This is a genomic window from Pararhizobium sp. DWP1-1-3 (assembly GCF_049896125.1).
Classification (GTDB): domain Bacteria; phylum Pseudomonadota; class Alphaproteobacteria; order Rhizobiales; family Rhizobiaceae; genus Pararhizobium.
In genome coordinates this window covers 645,364-661,218 of the sequence record NZ_JAFCTR010000001.1, presented here as the reverse complement: position 1 = coordinate 661,218, position 15,855 = coordinate 645,364, and the positions used below count along the sequence as shown (strand labels likewise).

The 15,855-nt window shown below is 60.3% G+C and carries 18 protein-coding genes; 9 read left to right on the top strand and 9 right to left on the bottom strand.

All coding sequences use genetic code 11. The annotated features are described in order from the left end of the window. Positions 1-360 precede the first annotated feature (360 nt). Complete coding sequence (locus ACP7BS_RS03280) at positions 361-783, top strand: hypothetical protein (protein WP_426236066.1); 423 nt, start codon at positions 361-363, stop codon at positions 781-783. Positions 784-794: 11 nt separating this feature from the next. Here ACP7BS_RS03280 and ACP7BS_RS03275 read toward each other — a convergent pair whose 3' ends face one another. Further along, positions 795-1,379 carry a J domain-containing protein gene (locus tag ACP7BS_RS03275; protein ID WP_426228032.1) on the bottom strand — a complete coding sequence of 195 codons (585 nt, stop codon included), beginning with the start codon at positions 1,377-1,379 and terminating at the stop codon, positions 795-797. 495 nt (positions 1,380-1,874) lie between these two features. Here ACP7BS_RS03275 and ACP7BS_RS03270 point away from each other — a divergent pair, with 495 nt between their 5' ends. Then, positions 1,875-2,087, top strand: coding sequence for a cold-shock protein (locus ACP7BS_RS03270; protein ID WP_037095903.1), 213 nt, complete (start codon positions 1,875-1,877; stop codon positions 2,085-2,087). A gap of 244 nt (positions 2,088-2,331) precedes the next feature. Here ACP7BS_RS03270 and dusA read toward each other — a convergent pair whose 3' ends face one another. The 3 genes from dusA to ACP7BS_RS03255 all read right to left on the bottom strand — a co-directional run bounded on the left by dusA (position 2,332) and on the right by ACP7BS_RS03255 (position 4,525). After that, the gene (gene dusA, locus ACP7BS_RS03265) at positions 2,332-3,438 is read right to left on the bottom strand and encodes a tRNA dihydrouridine(20/20a) synthase DusA (RefSeq protein WP_426236064.1); all 1,107 of its coding nucleotides are present in this window, start codon (positions 3,436-3,438) and stop codon (positions 2,332-2,334) included. Between the two features lie 343 nt (positions 3,439-3,781). Beyond that, positions 3,782-4,024, bottom strand: coding sequence for a DUF982 domain-containing protein (locus ACP7BS_RS03260; RefSeq protein WP_426131813.1), 243 nt, complete (start codon positions 4,022-4,024; stop codon positions 3,782-3,784). A 252-nt stretch (positions 4,025-4,276) separates the two neighbouring features. Then, positions 4,277-4,525, bottom strand: a complete 249-nt coding sequence (locus tag ACP7BS_RS03255) for a hypothetical protein (protein ID WP_426236062.1) — start codon at positions 4,523-4,525, stop codon at positions 4,277-4,279. Positions 4,526-4,784: 259 nt separating this feature from the next. Between ACP7BS_RS03255 and ACP7BS_RS03250 the strand changes: the two genes are divergently transcribed. The 3 genes from ACP7BS_RS03250 (at position 4,785) to ACP7BS_RS03240 (ending at position 6,281) form a co-directional block, all read left to right on the top strand. Then, a complete protein-coding gene (locus tag ACP7BS_RS03250) occupies positions 4,785-4,988 on the top strand; it encodes a hypothetical protein (protein ID WP_426228026.1) in 204 nt (67 codons plus the stop codon). A 67-nt stretch (positions 4,989-5,055) separates the two neighbouring features. Continuing rightward, positions 5,056-5,739 (top strand): fumarylacetoacetate hydrolase family protein, encoded by a 684-nt coding sequence (locus tag ACP7BS_RS03245; protein ID WP_426236060.1) that lies wholly within the window; start codon positions 5,056-5,058, stop codon positions 5,737-5,739. Between the two features lie 11 nt (positions 5,740-5,750). Continuing rightward, a complete protein-coding gene (locus ACP7BS_RS03240) occupies positions 5,751-6,281 on the top strand; it encodes a gamma carbonic anhydrase family protein (protein WP_426236058.1) in 531 nt (176 codons plus the stop codon). An 88-nt stretch (positions 6,282-6,369) separates the two neighbouring features. Here ACP7BS_RS03240 and ACP7BS_RS03235 read toward each other — a convergent pair whose 3' ends face one another. The 3 genes from ACP7BS_RS03235 to ACP7BS_RS03225 are packed head-to-tail and all read right to left on the bottom strand — an operon-like array spanning position 6,370 to position 8,523. Continuing rightward, a complete protein-coding gene (locus ACP7BS_RS03235) occupies positions 6,370-6,774 on the bottom strand; it encodes a Fur family transcriptional regulator (RefSeq protein ID WP_426228020.1) in 405 nt (134 codons plus the stop codon). Continuing rightward, positions 6,774-7,607, bottom strand: coding sequence for a zinc ABC transporter permease subunit ZnuB (gene znuB / locus ACP7BS_RS03230; protein WP_426236056.1), 834 nt, complete (start codon positions 7,605-7,607; stop codon positions 6,774-6,776). The genes ACP7BS_RS03235 and znuB overlap by 1 nt, the downstream gene beginning before the upstream one ends. Next, entirely contained in the window at positions 7,600-8,523 is a 924-nt protein-coding gene (locus ACP7BS_RS03225; protein WP_426236054.1) for an ATP-binding cassette domain-containing protein, read from the bottom strand. The genes znuB and ACP7BS_RS03225 overlap by 8 nt, the downstream gene beginning before the upstream one ends. A gap of 104 nt (positions 8,524-8,627) precedes the next feature. Between ACP7BS_RS03225 and znuA the strand changes: the two genes are divergently transcribed. Further along, entirely contained in the window at positions 8,628-9,620 is a 993-nt protein-coding gene (gene znuA / locus ACP7BS_RS03220; protein WP_426236052.1) for a zinc ABC transporter substrate-binding protein ZnuA, read from the top strand. 95 nt (positions 9,621-9,715) lie between these two features. After that, entirely contained in the window at positions 9,716-10,921 is a 1,206-nt protein-coding gene (locus ACP7BS_RS03215; RefSeq protein ID WP_426236050.1) for a GTP-binding protein, read from the top strand. 65 nt (positions 10,922-10,986) lie between these two features. On the opposite strand, the gene ACP7BS_RS03210 is transcribed toward ACP7BS_RS03215, so the two are convergent. Both ACP7BS_RS03210 and ACP7BS_RS03205 read right to left on the bottom strand, forming a co-directional pair. Continuing rightward, on the bottom strand, positions 10,987-11,340 hold the full coding sequence (locus tag ACP7BS_RS03210) for an RcnB family protein (protein WP_426228011.1): 354 nt from the start codon (positions 11,338-11,340) through the stop codon (positions 10,987-10,989). Positions 11,341-11,481: 141 nt separating this feature from the next. Beyond that, on the bottom strand, positions 11,482-13,092 hold the full coding sequence (locus ACP7BS_RS03205; protein WP_426236473.1) for a glycoside hydrolase family 43 protein: 1,611 nt from the start codon (positions 13,090-13,092) through the stop codon (positions 11,482-11,484). 357 nt (positions 13,093-13,449) lie between these two features. Here ACP7BS_RS03205 and ACP7BS_RS03200 point away from each other — a divergent pair, with 357 nt between their 5' ends. Together ACP7BS_RS03200 and ACP7BS_RS03195 are read left to right on the top strand one after the other, a co-directional pair. Further along, positions 13,450-14,025: a TRAP transporter small permease subunit gene (locus tag ACP7BS_RS03200; RefSeq protein ID WP_426228009.1), complete on the top strand. Its 576-nt coding sequence runs from the start codon at positions 13,450-13,452 to the stop codon at positions 14,023-14,025. After that, positions 14,022-15,797, top strand: a complete 1,776-nt coding sequence (locus tag ACP7BS_RS03195; protein WP_426236048.1) for a TRAP transporter large permease — start codon at positions 14,022-14,024, stop codon at positions 15,795-15,797. Before ACP7BS_RS03200 ends, ACP7BS_RS03195 begins: the two co-directional genes overlap by 4 nt. Positions 15,798-15,855 lie beyond the last annotated feature (58 nt).

Genomic DNA, 15,855 nt, shown 5'->3' with positions numbered 1-15,855 from the left:
AGCCGTGGCAGCGAGGCGGGGCCGGTGCCGGGTTTGAGGAAAAGACGGAAGTCCTCCCATCCGGGGTTCGCGAGACAGTTCCCCTCCGCAGGCTGAAGCTGCTGCGGGCGTGCGATGCACTGAGGGCCGAAAGGCCGTAGCGGAACAAGTTTGCGGGCAAAAACCGCCGAACGGGGCGCTGGCGAGAGCCACTTTCCCATTACAAAACGAGGCTCTTGCGAGCGCCCCGACCGAACTCCTGCGCGAAGAGCGCGCAGGCGAAAACGGAATGCAGGCAAACCGCGGGCCGTCCGGCCGCGCGAAGGCGGCGGCGTGCCCGCTTCCCGCCCCCCAGCCATTGGCTCACCATCAGGAGAAACCATGATATCGTCCTACACCGAGCAGCGCCAGACAGCCCTGCGGCAGCGCACCATCGAGATGTTCGGCCTGCCGGGTGATCTCTGCACCGATCCCGCCTGCCGGCGGCGTGGGCGCTGCCTCAGCGCCGCGCCGCAGGCCCCGGATTGCCTGCGCCTTCTCGATGCGGCCGGCCAGACATTCTACAGGCGCGTGCTGCGGACCTGCCAATGGGCTGACGACGCCCCGCTGCATTTCCTCTCCCATTATATCGGCGCAATCGACGATCCCTATCTGGCGCTGGTCGGCGAGATCGTCCGCCGCGCCCAGCCGCGCGGCCATTGGCTGCATGCGTCCCTGCCGTGGTGGTACAGGCTGTCGCGCAAGTCCGGCCGTCGCCCGGTCTCGCTGCAAGCCGCCGCCGCCTTCCCCGCCCGGTGCTACTGATGTCTGCCGCCCTACTCCGCCGCCTTCACCGCGTCGAGTATTTCCAGCTCGTACGAATAGTCCTCCAGGATCGTATAGGCCTGTTCGGTCGCCTCGATCTGCGCTTCGGCGCTGCGGATGGCCTCGGCGATCGATTGCGAGCGGGTGCGCAGCATCGAGCCGAGAATATCGGCGGCGGGGCGGCGGCCGAGGCGGTCGAGATGCTGGCGCACCCGGGCGCGGTGGCGCTCCAGCTCGAGAATATGGAAGCGGCTCTTGACGATATCGTCGGACAGTTTGCGGCGCATGGCGGCGACCGGGTCGAAACTGCCGGGCTCGCGCTCGTCGAGGATGAAATCGTTGACCAGCGTTTCCAGCTTCAAAATGCCCTGCAGGTCGCGCGGGTCTGCCAGCTGCGGGTCGTAGCCGGTATTGTCGTAGACCTTGCGGCGCACCGGGTCCTTCAACAGGTCGTAGCAGGCCTGCAGCCGGCCGAACGCCTCGGTATCGCCGCCGCTATCGGGATGGACGGCCTTCACCTGGCGGCGATAGGCCGCCTTGATCGCCGGTTCGTCGGCGCCGCGGTCCAGTCCCAGCGTTTCATAGGGGTCGATCACAACGCCACCTCTTCAGTCCCTGCATTCGTCCAGTCCGTCCCTGACCTAACCCTTCGCCCGGCCGGCATCAACCCAAAAGCGATGCGGCGCGCCCGGCCCTTGATCCGACATCGCCGGGACCAAATTGGGGCGAGATCGGGACGGCGCGCGGTTTTCCCCGGCCGCGGCCGCAGCGGCGCCGGAAAGCCGATCCGGTTGCGTCTTGGTGCAGCGTCCGGCCGGTACCGACAGGCGGTTGAGTGCAAAGGATTAAACGCTTGCTATTTTCTTTTTTTGCTGCAAATATTTCCGCGTTCGGGCGTTAGCATCCCGGAGACTGGACTGGCTGTATGGTCCCGGAAAAATCCGGGCGTGCCGAAAGGCACTGTAGACGTTCTTTCCCCGTTATCGACTTCTCCGACTGGCTTTCCGGAATAAAGACAAAACCGGAAAGAAAAACGTCTCCACCCTGGCAGGGGTGAGGACATATCATTAAGGGAAAAAAGGACTTCTCCCATGGCCACCAAGGGCACCGTAAAATTCTTCAACCAGGACAAGGGTTTTGGTTTCATCACGCCGGAAGGCGGCGCCAAGGACGTGTTCGTACACATCTCCGCGCTGCAGGCCGCTGGTCTCCAGACCCTGAAGGACGGCCAGCAGGTCACCTTCGACACCGAGCCGGATCGCATGGGCAAGGGCCCGAAGGCCGTCAACATCCAGGCTGACTAAGCCTCGATCCGACTGCTTGCGACAACTGATTGAACGGCGTCCCCCGGGCGCCGTTTTTTTTGTGCCGGGGTGGTAGTGAGTAGTGAGTAGTGAGTAGTGAGTAGTGAGTAGTGAGTAGTGAGTAGTGAGTAGTGAGTAGAATAGAATAGAATAGAATAGAATAGAATAGAATAGAATAGCGAAGCCTGCACTACTGACTATTCACTACTCACTACTCACTACTCACTATTCGCCAGTCTAACTCCTACTCCGCCGCCTGCTTTGCCTCGGCAGCCAGAAAGATCGCCTCGAATGCCGCCGCGATCACCTCCGGCCCGGCCCCTGCCCGCGTCGCATCGGCCGACAGGATCTGCCGGAACCGCCGTGCGCCCGGCCAGCTCTGGAACAGCCCGACCATATGGCGAGTGACATGGATCAGCCGTCCGCCGGCAGCGATATGCCCGGCCGCATAGCCCATCATCGCATCGCGCACCCCGGCCCAGAACTCCGCAGACTGGCGGTGGCCATTGGCGGTAAAGGCTTCGCCGGAGAAATCGACGGCAGCCGCCCCCGTCAGCGGATGCGGAAAATATCCGTCCACGCCGGTCAGCATGGCGCTATCATGATAAGGCGCCCGCCCGAGCATGACCCCATCCAGCACCGTTTCGTGATTCAGTTCGTCAACAGCCTCACTCAAACTGCCAAGACCGCCATTGATACCAATGAAAAGACCGGGATGTTCCGCCTTGAGCCGGTGAACCAGCGGATAATCCAGCGGCGGGATATCGCGGTTCTCCTTCGGCGACAGCCCCTGCAGCCAGGCTTTTCGCGCATGAACCCAGACGGCATCGGTTCCGGCCTCTGCCACCCGCAATACCAGATCGCGCAACGCGATCTCCGGGTCCTGGTCATCGACGCCGATCCGGCACTTGACCGTCACGGGAATGGACACCGCCGCTTTCATCGCCGCCACGCATTCCGCCACGACCCAAGGCTCACGCATCAGGCAGGCGCCAAAGGTGCCGGATTGTACGCGGTCCGAAGGACAGCCGACATTGATGTTGATCTCGGCATAACCGAACGCTTGGCCGATCCGCGCGGCCTCCGCCATCTTGCGCGGATCATTGCCGCCCAGTTGCAGCGCCACCGGCTGCTCGACCGCATCGAACCCCAGCAACCTCTGACGGTCACCCCGCAGGATCGCCTCGGAGACAATCATCTCGGTATAGAGCAAGGCGTGTTTGGAAAGCTGCCGGGCCAGAAACCGATAATGCCTGTCGGTCCAGTCGATCATCGGGGCTACGGCAAAGACCGGCGCTCCGAAATATGCCGAAGCGGTGCCGATCGATGCCGAAATCGCTGCAGTGCCCATCAAAAAAATACCTTCATCCCCGCATGCATTGCAGGCGGTATACTGTAGTGGAGAAACAGGCGCGCAACTGGAGATGGACATCCCGCAGCTCGAAGCGGCCCAACCAATCGCCGCCTTATACAGCGGCGAGGTTTTGAAAGCGAGATGGGACTTTGAAAGGTTTGATGACTGGCGGCCGAGGGCAAAAGCGCAAAAGCATATCGCGAGCCAAACCGGATGCGAATCTTGAGGCATCCCGCACGGTCGTGGTTGAGGTCAGCAGATGGATTTGAGAGAAAATGAGAAAGCGGCAGATTACCGCGCCGGACGCGCGGTTGAGGTCAGTTCATCACTGCAAAACGCGTCAGTGCGCTTGCAGCTTGGCCTCCTCGGCGGCAGCAATGAACACCGCGCGGGCCTCTTCAGGCGATTTGCGGCCGTCAATGGCGGCGCGGCAGAAGCTACGGGCTGCAACGTAACGGGGACCGCGAAGATCGGGCCAAGTGTCCATCAGGCAGATCAGTGCGTCGAACGGCCCCAAAACGACTTGGGACCCCTTGTGCGCAAATCCGACTTCGACGGGGTTGGACCATTTGGTATTTGGCATGAGCGTCTCCTCCGAATGTCTTGCCAGACCATAACGGTAACATAACCGATTTGGTTCCCGTTGGGCAGAGCACAAAACGAAAAAAGCCTGCCGCGGGAGGAGGTGCGGCAGGCTTCTGAAAATGACCCACGGTCGGGAGGAGGTGACCGCTGATCGGTCGCAGCTTTTCGGGAGGAGGTGAATCGCTGCGATAAATATGACTATAATGTTGCGTCGCACAAAAATCAAATAAAATTTGATGCAACGCAACCGTTACCAGTAACGTCTTCGTGTCTCCTGGCCACTGGATGCGCTGCCGATCAGATAGCCCGCAACGAAAGCGGCTCCACCGAAGACCAGCAAGGCGGTGCTGGTGGCGGAGGGATGATCCTGAGCATTTTGCGCCACGGCAGTGGCCTCGTCGCGGACATAGCTGGCCGCCTGTTTCGCTTTGGCCGCTACACCGCTGGTTTCATCGAGTTCGCCGGTAAAGCCGGTCCGCAAATTCTTGATATTCGCCATCTCGCGCTCCTTTGCTGTTCGTCGGAAAACACCCGAGCCGCAGGATTGTTCCGAGTTGCTCAGGACGTCGGCAAATACGGATGGAAAGTGCCGCATGGTAACGCGTTTCATTCCGGCACAAATCTAAGCACCTGCTAAAAAATCACTGTTGTGATTTCTTCATGTGTGGCATGCTAATAGAGGAGGTGCCTCATAAAAACCAATTTCGGAGTGGCTACTACAACCCAGAATCAAAAAATAAGAGACGGGAGAGAACACAATGGTAGAGGAAAATCTGTATCGGATCGTCGAAGTCAGCTTGAAGCACGGCAGCGACCGCCGCGACGTCGGCATTATGACCGTCCGTCAGGCGCTGGAGCTTCCAGATGTCCCGAGCCTGGAATATACTCATCCGGAATACAATTCCCGGGCGGACAGCGAGTTTCTGACACGCGACCAGCTTCAGGCCTACGTCTGCAGCTGAAGCCGCTTTCCCCACCCTTGAAATGGGTGCTATCGTCCAGCATTCGCAATCGAATGGCTGGACGTCGATGACAACTGTAATCCCCCTTCCCGCCCCGGTGCTTTTGCCGGTGCTGAATTCCCAGCAGAGTTTTCCCGTCCGCCGGGTCTATTGCGTTGGGCGCAACTACGCCGCCCACGCCATCGAGATGGGCCATGATCCCGATCGCGAACCGCCCTTCTTCTTCCAAAAAAATCCGGACAATCTTGTCCAGGCAGCTGAATTCCCCTATCCGCCGCTGTCGAGCGATGTGCATCACGAGGTTGAGCTGGTGATCGCATTGAAACACGGTGGCGATGCCATTGACGCCGGCGATGCGCTCGATTGCGTTTATGGTTATGCCGTCGGCATCGACTTCACCCGCCGCGACCTGCAGGCAGAGGCGAAGGCTGCGGGCAAACCCTGGGCGGCGGCAAAAGCCTTCGAACATTCGGCGCCGCTGTCGCAAATCGTGCCGGCAGAGGTTATCGGACATCCCACAGACGGCAACATCTGGCTGAAGATCAACGGCAAGATCAAGCAGCAGGGCGACCTCAACCAGATGATCTGGAAAACCCCGGAAATCATCGCCGAACTGTCGAAACTGTTTACGCTTGCCGCCGGCGACATCATCATGACCGGCACGCCGTCGGGCGTTGGGCCGGTAGCCCGCGGCGACGCAGTATCGTGCGGTATCGATGGTATCGCGACGATGACCGTCACGGTCGTTTGAGGGAGACACCCATGCCGCTCTATGCTCTTGGCTCCACCCGGCCCACCGTGCCGCCGTTCGGCCGCTATTGGATCGCTCCGGACGCCCATGTCATCGGTGAGGTCGAACTGGGCGACGATGTCGGCATCTGGTTCGGTGCAGTGCTGCGCGGCGACAACGAGCCGATCCGGATCGGCGCCCGCACCAATATCCAGGAGGGCGTGGTCGTTCATGTCGATCCCGGCCTGCCCGTCACCATCGGGCAAGGCTGCACCATCGGCCATCGCGCCATCGTGCACGGCTGCACCATCGGTGACAATTCGCTTATCGGCATGGGGGCAACGGTATTGAATGGTGCGGTCATTGGCAACAATTGCCTGGTGGGCGCCAATGCACTGGTGACCGAGGGCAAAGCCTTTCCGGACAACTCGCTGATCGTCGGGGCGCCGGCAAAAGCCATCCGATTGCTGGATGAGGCGGCTGTCGCCGGATTGAGAAAATCGGCAGACAGCTACGTCAGCAAATGGCGGCTGTTTGCAACCAGCCTTACCGTTCTCGGGTAGGCGACGCCGGAGCTGACGCATCTGGCACCGGGCATCCTCGCCATATGTTGGCGGGCGAGAAGTGAAGCTGGATCAGGCGCTCGCCCGTCTATTCAGCCGTGCAGTTCTGGCAGTGGCCACGAATCTCGATCGTGGTCTTTTCGGTCTTGAAATGCTGATTGCCGGCCAGCACCGACAGACGCGCCTCCATTGCCTCGTCATGCATCTCGGTCACCTGGCCGCAGTCCTCGCAGATGGCGAAGGCCGTCACACCATGATCATGGTGATGGTGATGATCAGGATGGGCACAGGCGACGAAGGAATTCATGCTTTCGAGCCTGTGGATCAAGCCGAATTCCAACAGCTTGTCGAGCGCCCGGTAGACCTGCAGCGGCGCGCGAAACCCGTGATCACGCAGCTTGTCGAGGATGGTGTAGGCGCTGAGTGGGCCATCGGCATGATTGAGCGTGTCGAGGACCAGCGACTGGTTCTTGGTGAGTTGTTGTGCCGCCATCAGTGATGTCCTCCATGCGTCGAGTGTATCGCCGTCTCCGCCTGTTTGTTGCGGCCGAACGGCAGCAGACTGAGCACGAAAAGCCCCATCGCCGCAACCACGATCGACGGGCCGGACGGTGTATCGAAATGCAGAGAGCCGAAAAGCCCACCGGTGACCGCCAGCGCGCCGATGACCGATGCGAGCACCGCCATGATCTCGGGCGATGTGGCAAAGCGGCGGGCAGTCGCTGCGGGAATGATCAGCAGCGAGGTGATCAGCAGGATGCCGACGATCTTCATGGCGATGGCAATCACCAGTGCCATCAGCAGCATGAAATAGAGCCGCGCCCGCTCAGGCTGCAGGCCCTCGGCCTCGGCCAGTTCGGGGTTGACGGTGGAGGCAAGCAACGGCCGCCAGAGATAGACGATCGCGGCGAGTACGAGAATGCCGCCCCCCCAGACCAGATCGATATCCGCCTCGGAGACCGCAAGAATATCGCCGAACAGGAAGCCGACCAGATCGATCCGCACCCAGGTCATGAAGGCGACGATGACGAGGCCGATCGACAATGACGAATGCGAGAGAATACCAAGCAAAGCGTCGGTGGAAAGCGCACCGCGCTTCTGCAGCAGCAAGAGGAGCAGCGACACGGCAGCCGCGACGATGAAGACGCTGAGCATCAGATTGAGATCAAGCAGCAGCGACAGCGCTACACCGAGCAAAGCGGAATGGGCCATCGTATCGCCGAAATAGGCCATGCGCCGCCAGATGACGAAACAGCCGAGCGGACCAACGGTGATGGCTAGCCCGATGCCGGCGATGAGAGCGCGGGTGAAGAAATCATCAAACACGGCCGCTCTCCTTGGTATCGTAGCCCTGCAGGCGGCTCTTGTAACCACAGCCGCAATCCGGCCCATGCACATGATCACGTGTGGCGTGATCGTCATGCGAATGGTCGCCATGATGATGGCCGTCATCGGGGTGGCAATGCTCGGTAATGCTGCCATCGGTATGCAATACGCGGCCATCCGGCAGATGGGTATGGTCGTGGTCGTGGCTGTAGACGGCGAGCGATTTGGCGGCGCGGCTGCCGAACAGTTTTAGATATTCCGGGCTCTGGCTGACCATCTGCGGTGTGCCGCGGCAGCAGACATGGCCGTTGAGGCAGATCACCGTATCGGTCTCGGCCATCACCACGTGCAAATCGTGGGAGATCAGCAGGATGCCGCAGCCGGTTTTGTTGCGGATGGACTTGATCAGGTCGTAAAGCGCGATCTCGCCGGAAAAATCGACGCCCTGCACCGGCTCGTCGAGCACCAGCAGATCCGGCTTGCGGGCAATGGCGCGGGCAAGCAGGGCGCGCTGGAACTCGCCGCCGGACAGATGCTGCACCTCGGCGCGGGCGAGATGGGCGATACCGGTCGAATGCAGCGCTTCCTCGACTTCACGTCCCTTCAGCGGTCCGGTCAGCGTCATCAGCCGCTCGACGGTCAGTGGAAGCGTCCAATCGATCGAAAGCTTCTGCGGCACATAACCGACCTTCAGACCCGGCAGCTTCTCGACCCAGCCTTCGTCCGGCTTCAGCACGCCGATCGCGGCCTTGGCCGTCGTCGACTTGCCGGAGCCGTTGGGACCGATCAACGTGACGATCTCGCCACGGCTGATCGAGAACTCGACGCCGCGCACCAGCCAACGGCCATTGCGCCGAATGCCGGCATTGTTGAGCGAGACGAGCGGTGACTGATCGGACTTATGGAAATTCAGCATCAAAAAAATCCGGATGGGGTGTTGCCAGCCGCTATGCCACACGTTATAGCATAACGCAATTGATGTAATAACATTACATTGATTTACAAGACAGGAGTACCCGCATGAGCCTGAAAAATTCCCTCCTTTTGACATCGGCGCTGATTTTCGCCCCCTCCATGCTTCTGGCAGCCGGCACCGCCCATGCCGAAGTTCCCAATGTCGTCGTCTCGATCAAGCCGATTCACTCCCTAGTCGCCTCTATCATGCAGGGCGTCGGCGAACCTAAGCTGATTGTCGAAGGCGCCGCCTCCCCCCACACCTACAGCATGAAACCCTCGAACGCTTCGGCGCTGGAAAAGGCCAATGTGGTCTTTTGGGTGGGGCATGGACTGGAAGCCTTTCTCGAAAAGCCGCTGGAATCGCTTGGCACCCATGCCAAGATCGTTGAGTTGGAAGATGCGCCCGGTCTTGAAAAACTGAAATTCCGCGAAGGCGGCGCCTTTGAAGCCCATGATCACGGCGACGGGCACGAAGCGGGCGCCGAAGGTGCGGAGGGCCATGCCCATGAGGCCGGCCATCACCACCACGAAAGCGAGTTCGACCTGCATCTCTGGCTCGATCCCGCCAATGCCAAGGCAATGGCAGCAGAGATCGAAAAGACGCTGGCCGATGCTGATCCCGCCAACGCCGCAACCTACAAGACCAATCTCGATGCCCTGAACATCCGGCTCGAAGCCCTCGACAAGTCGCTTGTCGAGACCGTCGCGCCAATCAAGGACAAGCCGTTCATCGTCTTTCACGATGCTTACCAGTATTTCGAGCATCGTTACGACGTGAAGGTGGCAGGATCGATCACCGTCAGCCCCGAGACCCTGCCCGGTGCCGCCCGTCTGAAACAGATCCATGAAAAGATCGTCGAACTCGGCGCCACTTGCGTTTTTGCCGAACCGCAGTTCGAACCCAAACTCGTCAACGTCGTGCTTGAAGGCACGTCGGCAAAGTCCGGCACGCTGGATCCGGAAGCGGCAACGCTTGAGGCCGGTCCCGACCTCTATTTCCAATTGATGGAGAGCATCGGCACATCGCTGAAAACCTGCCTTTCCAACGGTAGCTAAAAAGGTCCTCCCAAGACCGTGAAAAGGCGGACCAGCACAGGTCCGCCTTTTTCAGGCCGTCAAATGTAATGGTATAACATTAAAAGGATTTACCGATGTCCGATAAACTTCCGGTCACCGTTCTCTCCGGCTTTCTTGGCGCCGGAAAGACCACGCTGCTCAATCACATACTCAATAATCGCGACGGGTTGCGGGTTGCCGTCATCGTCAACGATATGAGCGAGGTGAATATCGACGCGGCACTGGTGCGCGAGGGCGGCGCCAACCTGTCGCGGACCGAGGAACAACTGGTCGAGATGACCAATGGCTGCATCTGTTGCACCCTGCGCGACGATCTGCTTAACGAGGTGCGCAAGCTCGCCGAGCAGGACCGGTTCGACTACCTTCTGATCGAATCGACCGGGATCGCCGAGCCCCTGCCCGTAGCCACCACGTTCGAATTCCGCGACGAGGCCAACAACAGCCTCGCGGATGTCGCACGGCTCGACACCATGGTGACGGTGGTCGATGCGGTCAGCCTGCTGGGCGATTATTCCTCCGCCGACTTCCTGGCCGACCGTGGCGATACTGCCGGAGACAACGACGACCGCACGCTCGTCGATCTGCTGGTCGAACAGATCGAGTTTGTCGATGTCGTCATCCTCAACAAGACGGGCAGTGCGACGCCTGAGCAGCGCGATGCCGCACGAAAAATCATCGTCGGGCTGAATGCCGATGCGCGGCTGATCGAGACGGATTTTGGCAAAGTGGCCTTGCGCGACGTTCTCGGCACCGGCCTGTTCGACATGCAGAAGGCCGAGCAGCATCCGCTCTGGTACAAGGAACTGCACGGCTTCAAGGATCACATCCCCGAAACCGAAGAATACGGCATCCGCTCCTTCGTCTACCGGGCTAGGAAACCCTTCGATCCGGCACGGTTTCACGATTTCGTCCACCGCCCATGGCCGGGTGTGGTGCGGGCAAAGGGCTTCTTCTGGCTGGCGACACGGCCGCATCACGCCGGCGAACTCAGCCAGGCCGGACCGATGGTGCGGACCTCGAAAATGGGATTGTGGTGGTCGGCGGTTCCGAAAACCCAATGGCCGGACGACCCGGGCTTCCTTGCGATGATGAAGCCTTATCTCGATCCTGTCTGGGGCGACCGGCGCCAGGAAATCGTCTTCATCGGCGCCGACCCGATGGACCAGGCAACCTTGGAGGCGGAGCTCGACGATTGTCTGATCGATGCCACCGCATTCACACCAGACCGCTGGCGGGCCTTGGCGGATCCGTTCACGGAGTGGTCCGCAAGAGCTAGCTAGGCTGCTGGACAGCGATCCGTGTAGAAAGGGCGGCTCAATGCCGCCCTTTGCCGTGTTCGACCTGATCAGCGAGTCGTCAGATTGACGATGACGCCGGTGGCGACGCTGATCAGCAGAAAGTCGTTACCGGCCCGAACCCACTGCTGGCCACGCGGCGGCGCGCGAAGCTTGTAGCGTCGGTAGTCGTTGACCGCAGCGATACGGCGGCGCTCCGAAGGCGACAGGCGGTGGCCGCGTGCCCAGCGCTTTTTCTCGATGACACGCTTTTCGACAACTTTGGTGTTGCCCTGCCGATAGACACGTTTCTCGACATGGCGTTCTTTCACCTGGGCGACTTCGAAGGGCTTGGCCGGCTGCGCGAAGGCCATCGGCGCCGTGAGGAAGGAGCTTGCGACCAGCGCAATCAGCAGACGTTTCATCGGGGTGTCCTTTCGTTTTTGACACCCCGAAACTACGACCATAAAGATGAACGGAAACTGAAACCGTAAATTACAAAATTGTAATGATATCAGTTAATTATAAGAATTAACTGATACAATGCACAAAGTTGCAACCGGTGATTACAGCGCCTCGTAGGCAAACCGGTCGAAATCTGCGGCCTGCGCCCGGCCGGAGGTATCGAAGGCAAAGACCCCGGCAAACGCCCCGGTGAAGGACCCGTGCTCGCCGCGTCCCCCCTCGTCGGAAACGACCCCGGCATCCAGCAAAGGCCCGAGTTTGCGCCATGTGCGATAGCCGTCCGGATGCCAGAAGAACTGCAGATCGTTATCGCGAATTTCCATGGCCAGGTGTACCCGGCCAAACGGGACGGCAACGCCGCTTCCGGCCGGAAAAGTCATGCGGCTATGCGGAAAATCGCCATTGCAGGAAAAGATGGTCACTACGCGGCCGAGTTGTTCATGCAGCGTTACCGCGACCGCATGAAATTTGTGACGATTGTAATAATGGGTCAATCCGGCCGCCTGCTGATAGGTGTCCGGCTCGAATTCGACGACTGTTTCGGCCCTGAACGAATGATGCTCCTGGCGCCGCGCCACCAGCGCCTGCTCGAACCAGCTACCGATACTTTCCCGGCCGAACAGCCGCAGATGTCCCGGCCTTTCCGTCAGCGAGAAAATCCGCTCCGGCACCGGCGTCCGCAGCCACTGGAAATCCATAGGCAGATTTGGACCGTCGAATTCGCTTTCAATGCGTGCCGGTTTCTCGATGACGGCAGCCTCGCCCGGCGCCGGAACGTCGACAGCGGGAACGACGCCGCCCTGTGCGAGATAGAGCCAGCCGTCCTCGCCCCAGACGCATTTCTGCAACGCTGTCTCGCGTCCGAGCGTGCAACGCCGCTGTGGTGCCAAAGGACGGCCGGTCAGATGGGTATGGTAGGCCTGGCCGTCCGGCGTCTCGACATATTGTCCATGCCCTGCCCTTTGCAGCAAGGCATCCGGATGATCCTTCGATGTAATCAGGTGCGTCTGCGGATGCATCTGATAGGGGCCTTCGATCGTCCGGGAACGCGCCATGGTGACCACATGATCGTAACCGGTGCCGCCCTCGGCGGTGGTCAGATAGTACCAGCCGTCGCGCTTGAACAGATGCGGCCCTTCCACCAGCCCCTGCGCGCTGCCTGCAAAGATGTTGCGAATCGGGCCGGTGAGCTGTTTCGTGGCCGGATCCCATTCCTGCAGCAGGATGCCGTCGAAGGCCGGGGATTTCGGCGCGCCGCCAAAACTCTCGGTGCGGTGGTTCCATTGCATGTTGAGAAACCATTTGCGGCCGTCATCGTCATGGAACAGCGAAGGATCGAAGCCCGACGAATTGACATAGCTCGGCTCAGACCATTCCCCTTCGACAGTCGGCGAGGTGACGATGTAATTATGGGCGTCCTTGAAATTGCCATCGAAGCGCTTGACGTCGGTATAGACCAGAAAGAACTGGCCATCCGCATAGGACAGGCACGGTGCCCAGACGCCGCAGCTGTCGGGATTGCCGCGCATGTCGAGCTGGCTCGCCCGCTCCAATGGCCGGCGCACCAATGTCCAGTTCACCAGATCGCGCGAATGATGGATCTGCACCCCCGGATACCATTCGAAGGTGGAGGTGGCGATATAGTAATCGTCGCCGACGCGGCAGATCGATGGATCCGGGTTGAAGCCCGGCAGAATGGGATTGCGGATCACCGTGGTCATGACGAACGTACCTCATGGATTTTCGGAATGCCATACCGCCTTAAACTCGGCGCAGTTTCAAGCCCCCGTCTTACCCTGTGAGAACATTCTTCACAGTCTCACCGACTCGGCGTTTCGCCTGAGCACGCAGCATCTCATATACAAGTTGTGAGGCCCGGACGCGGTTTCCCACAGCTCCTGCTCAAGCTTTAGGCAAAGACGGAACCGTCTGGATGCGACTTTGGTATGACGTTGCCGGACTATGCCGGAAAATCCGGGCGCGGACTTGAATCGGGGCTTGAAATCGGCACTGTGGCTGTGCTTGGCAAAAAAACATCGACAATCAGCTTAGCGGGGGAGGAAACGTCTATGGCCGCACTGCTCGGTATCAGCAGGCTCATCGACCGTGTCACGGAGATCATCGGCAAATCAGTCTCATGGCTGATCCTGGTGGCCGTACTGGTCAGCGCCGGCAATGCCATCATCCGAAAAATCTTCAACATGTCGTCGAATGCGTGGTTAGAGGCGCAATGGTACCTGTTCGGCGCCGCCTTCATGCTGGCGGCGGCCTATACGCTCAGCCAGAACGAGCACATACGCATCGACGTCGTCTACGGCAAGTTTTCGCGCCGGACGCAACACTGGATCGACCTGTTTGGTCACGTCTTCTTCCTGATGCCGTTCGTACTGCTGATGACCTATTATCTTATTCCCTACGTGCTGATGTCGGTTCGCTCGCAGGAAGGATCCTCCAGCGCCGGCGGCCTGATCGTTTGGCCGGCCAAGGCCATCCTGCTGTTCGGCTTCGTGCTGCTTGCGCTTCAGGGTGTCTCCGAAATCATCAAGAAGGTGGCGATCATGACCGGCAATATGGACGATCCGACGCCCTATGTGCCGACCCACGCGCCGCTTGACGATGTCACCGTTCCGGAGGCACGCCCATGATGGAGTTCATCGCCGTCAATCTCGCGCCGATCATGTTCGTATCCTTGATCATCTTTCTTTTGCTGGGCTATCCCGTCGCCTTCTCGCTCGCCGCCAATGGCCTGCTGTTCTTCATCGTCGGCGTCGAACTCGCGCCCTTGTCCGGCGGCTCGATCAACCTGTCCTGGCCGTTGCTGAACGCCCTGCCCGATCGCTTCTGGGGGGTGATGTCGAACGACACTTTGCTCGCCATTCCCTTCTTTACCTTCATGGGGATCGTGCTGGAACGGTCAGGCATGGCCGAAGACCTGCTCGATACGATCGGCCAGTTGTTCGGCCCGATCCGCGGCGGCCTCGCCTATGCCGTGATTTTCGTCGGTGCGCTGCTTGCGGCGACAACGGGCGTCGTTGCCGCCTCGGTCATCGCCATGGGCCTGATCTCGCTGCCGATCATGCTGCGCTACGGGTATGACCGGCGCGTCGCCTCCGGCGTCATTGCCGCGTCCGGCACGCTTGCGCAGATCATCCCGCCATCGCTGGTGCTGATCGTTCTTGCCGACCAGCTCGGCCGTTCCGTCGGCGACATGTATGCAGGCGCCCTGATCCCCGGCCTGATTCTGACCGGGCTCTACATGCTCTACATCCTGATCATGACCTTCGTCCGGCGCGATTCCATGCCGGCCCTGCCGCTTGAAGCCCGCACGCTGGGCTCCGGCGTGACATCATTGCTGATCGCACTCGTCGTCGCGGCCGGCTTTGCCTATGCCGCCCATGTCTACCTTTATCCGACGCATGGCGAAAACGCCGACATTCTCGGCGCGACCGTCGGCATCGGCTTCATCTACGTCGTCGCTCTTCTCGACAAGGGCCTGAAGGTCAACGCCATGTCCAGGCTTGCCCAGCAGGTCATCATCGTCCTGATCCCGCCGCTGGCACTGATCTTTCTGGTGCTCGGCACGATCTTTCTCGGCATCGCCACGCCGACGGAAGGCGGCGCCATGGGTGCGGTCGGCGCGCTGGTGATGGCGGCGATCAAGGGGCGGCTGAGTATGGATGTGATCCGCTCGGCACTGGCCGCCACGACACGGCTCTCGGCCTTCGTGCTGTTCATCCTGATCGGTGCGCGGGTATTCTCTTTGACCTTCTACGGCGTCAACGGCCATATCTGGGTCGAGCATCTGCTGGTCGCCATGCCCGGCGGCGAAACGGGCTTCCTGATCACGGTCAACCTGCTCGTCTTCTTCCTGGCATTCTTCCTGGATTTCTTCGAACTCGCCTTCATCATCGTGCCGCTGCTCGTTCCGGCAGCCAATGCCCTCGGGATCGACCTCATCTGGTTCGGGGTGCTTCTCGGCATCAACATGCAGACAAGCTTCATGCACCCACCCTTCGGCTTCGCGCTGTTCTACCTGCGGTCGGTCGCGGCCAAGGTGCCTTACCTCGACAAGGTGACGGGCAAGGTGACGCAACCGGTGACAACCGGGCAGATCTATTGGGGTGCCGTGCCTTTCGTCGGCATCCAGATCATCATGGTGGCCCTCACCATCATGTTCCCGCAGATGGTCATGCACTACAAGGGCGATGCCGCAGTGGTGGATCCGGCCACGATCAACATCGTCGTGCCGGGCTTTGGAACGGGTGGTGGTGGGCTGGCCCTGCCCGACAATGACGGCGGCCTCGGTCTGCCGGGTGGCCTGCAGTTGCCGGGCGGCAATCCGCTCGACGGCAGCAACCAGAAGCCGGCGGATCAGAAACCCGCCAACGATCTGAGCGCTCCGCCCTCTTTCAATTGACAGCCCAAGGGGCCGGTTCTCGAACCGGCCCCTTCCTCCAAAAGCAGACAATGAAAAA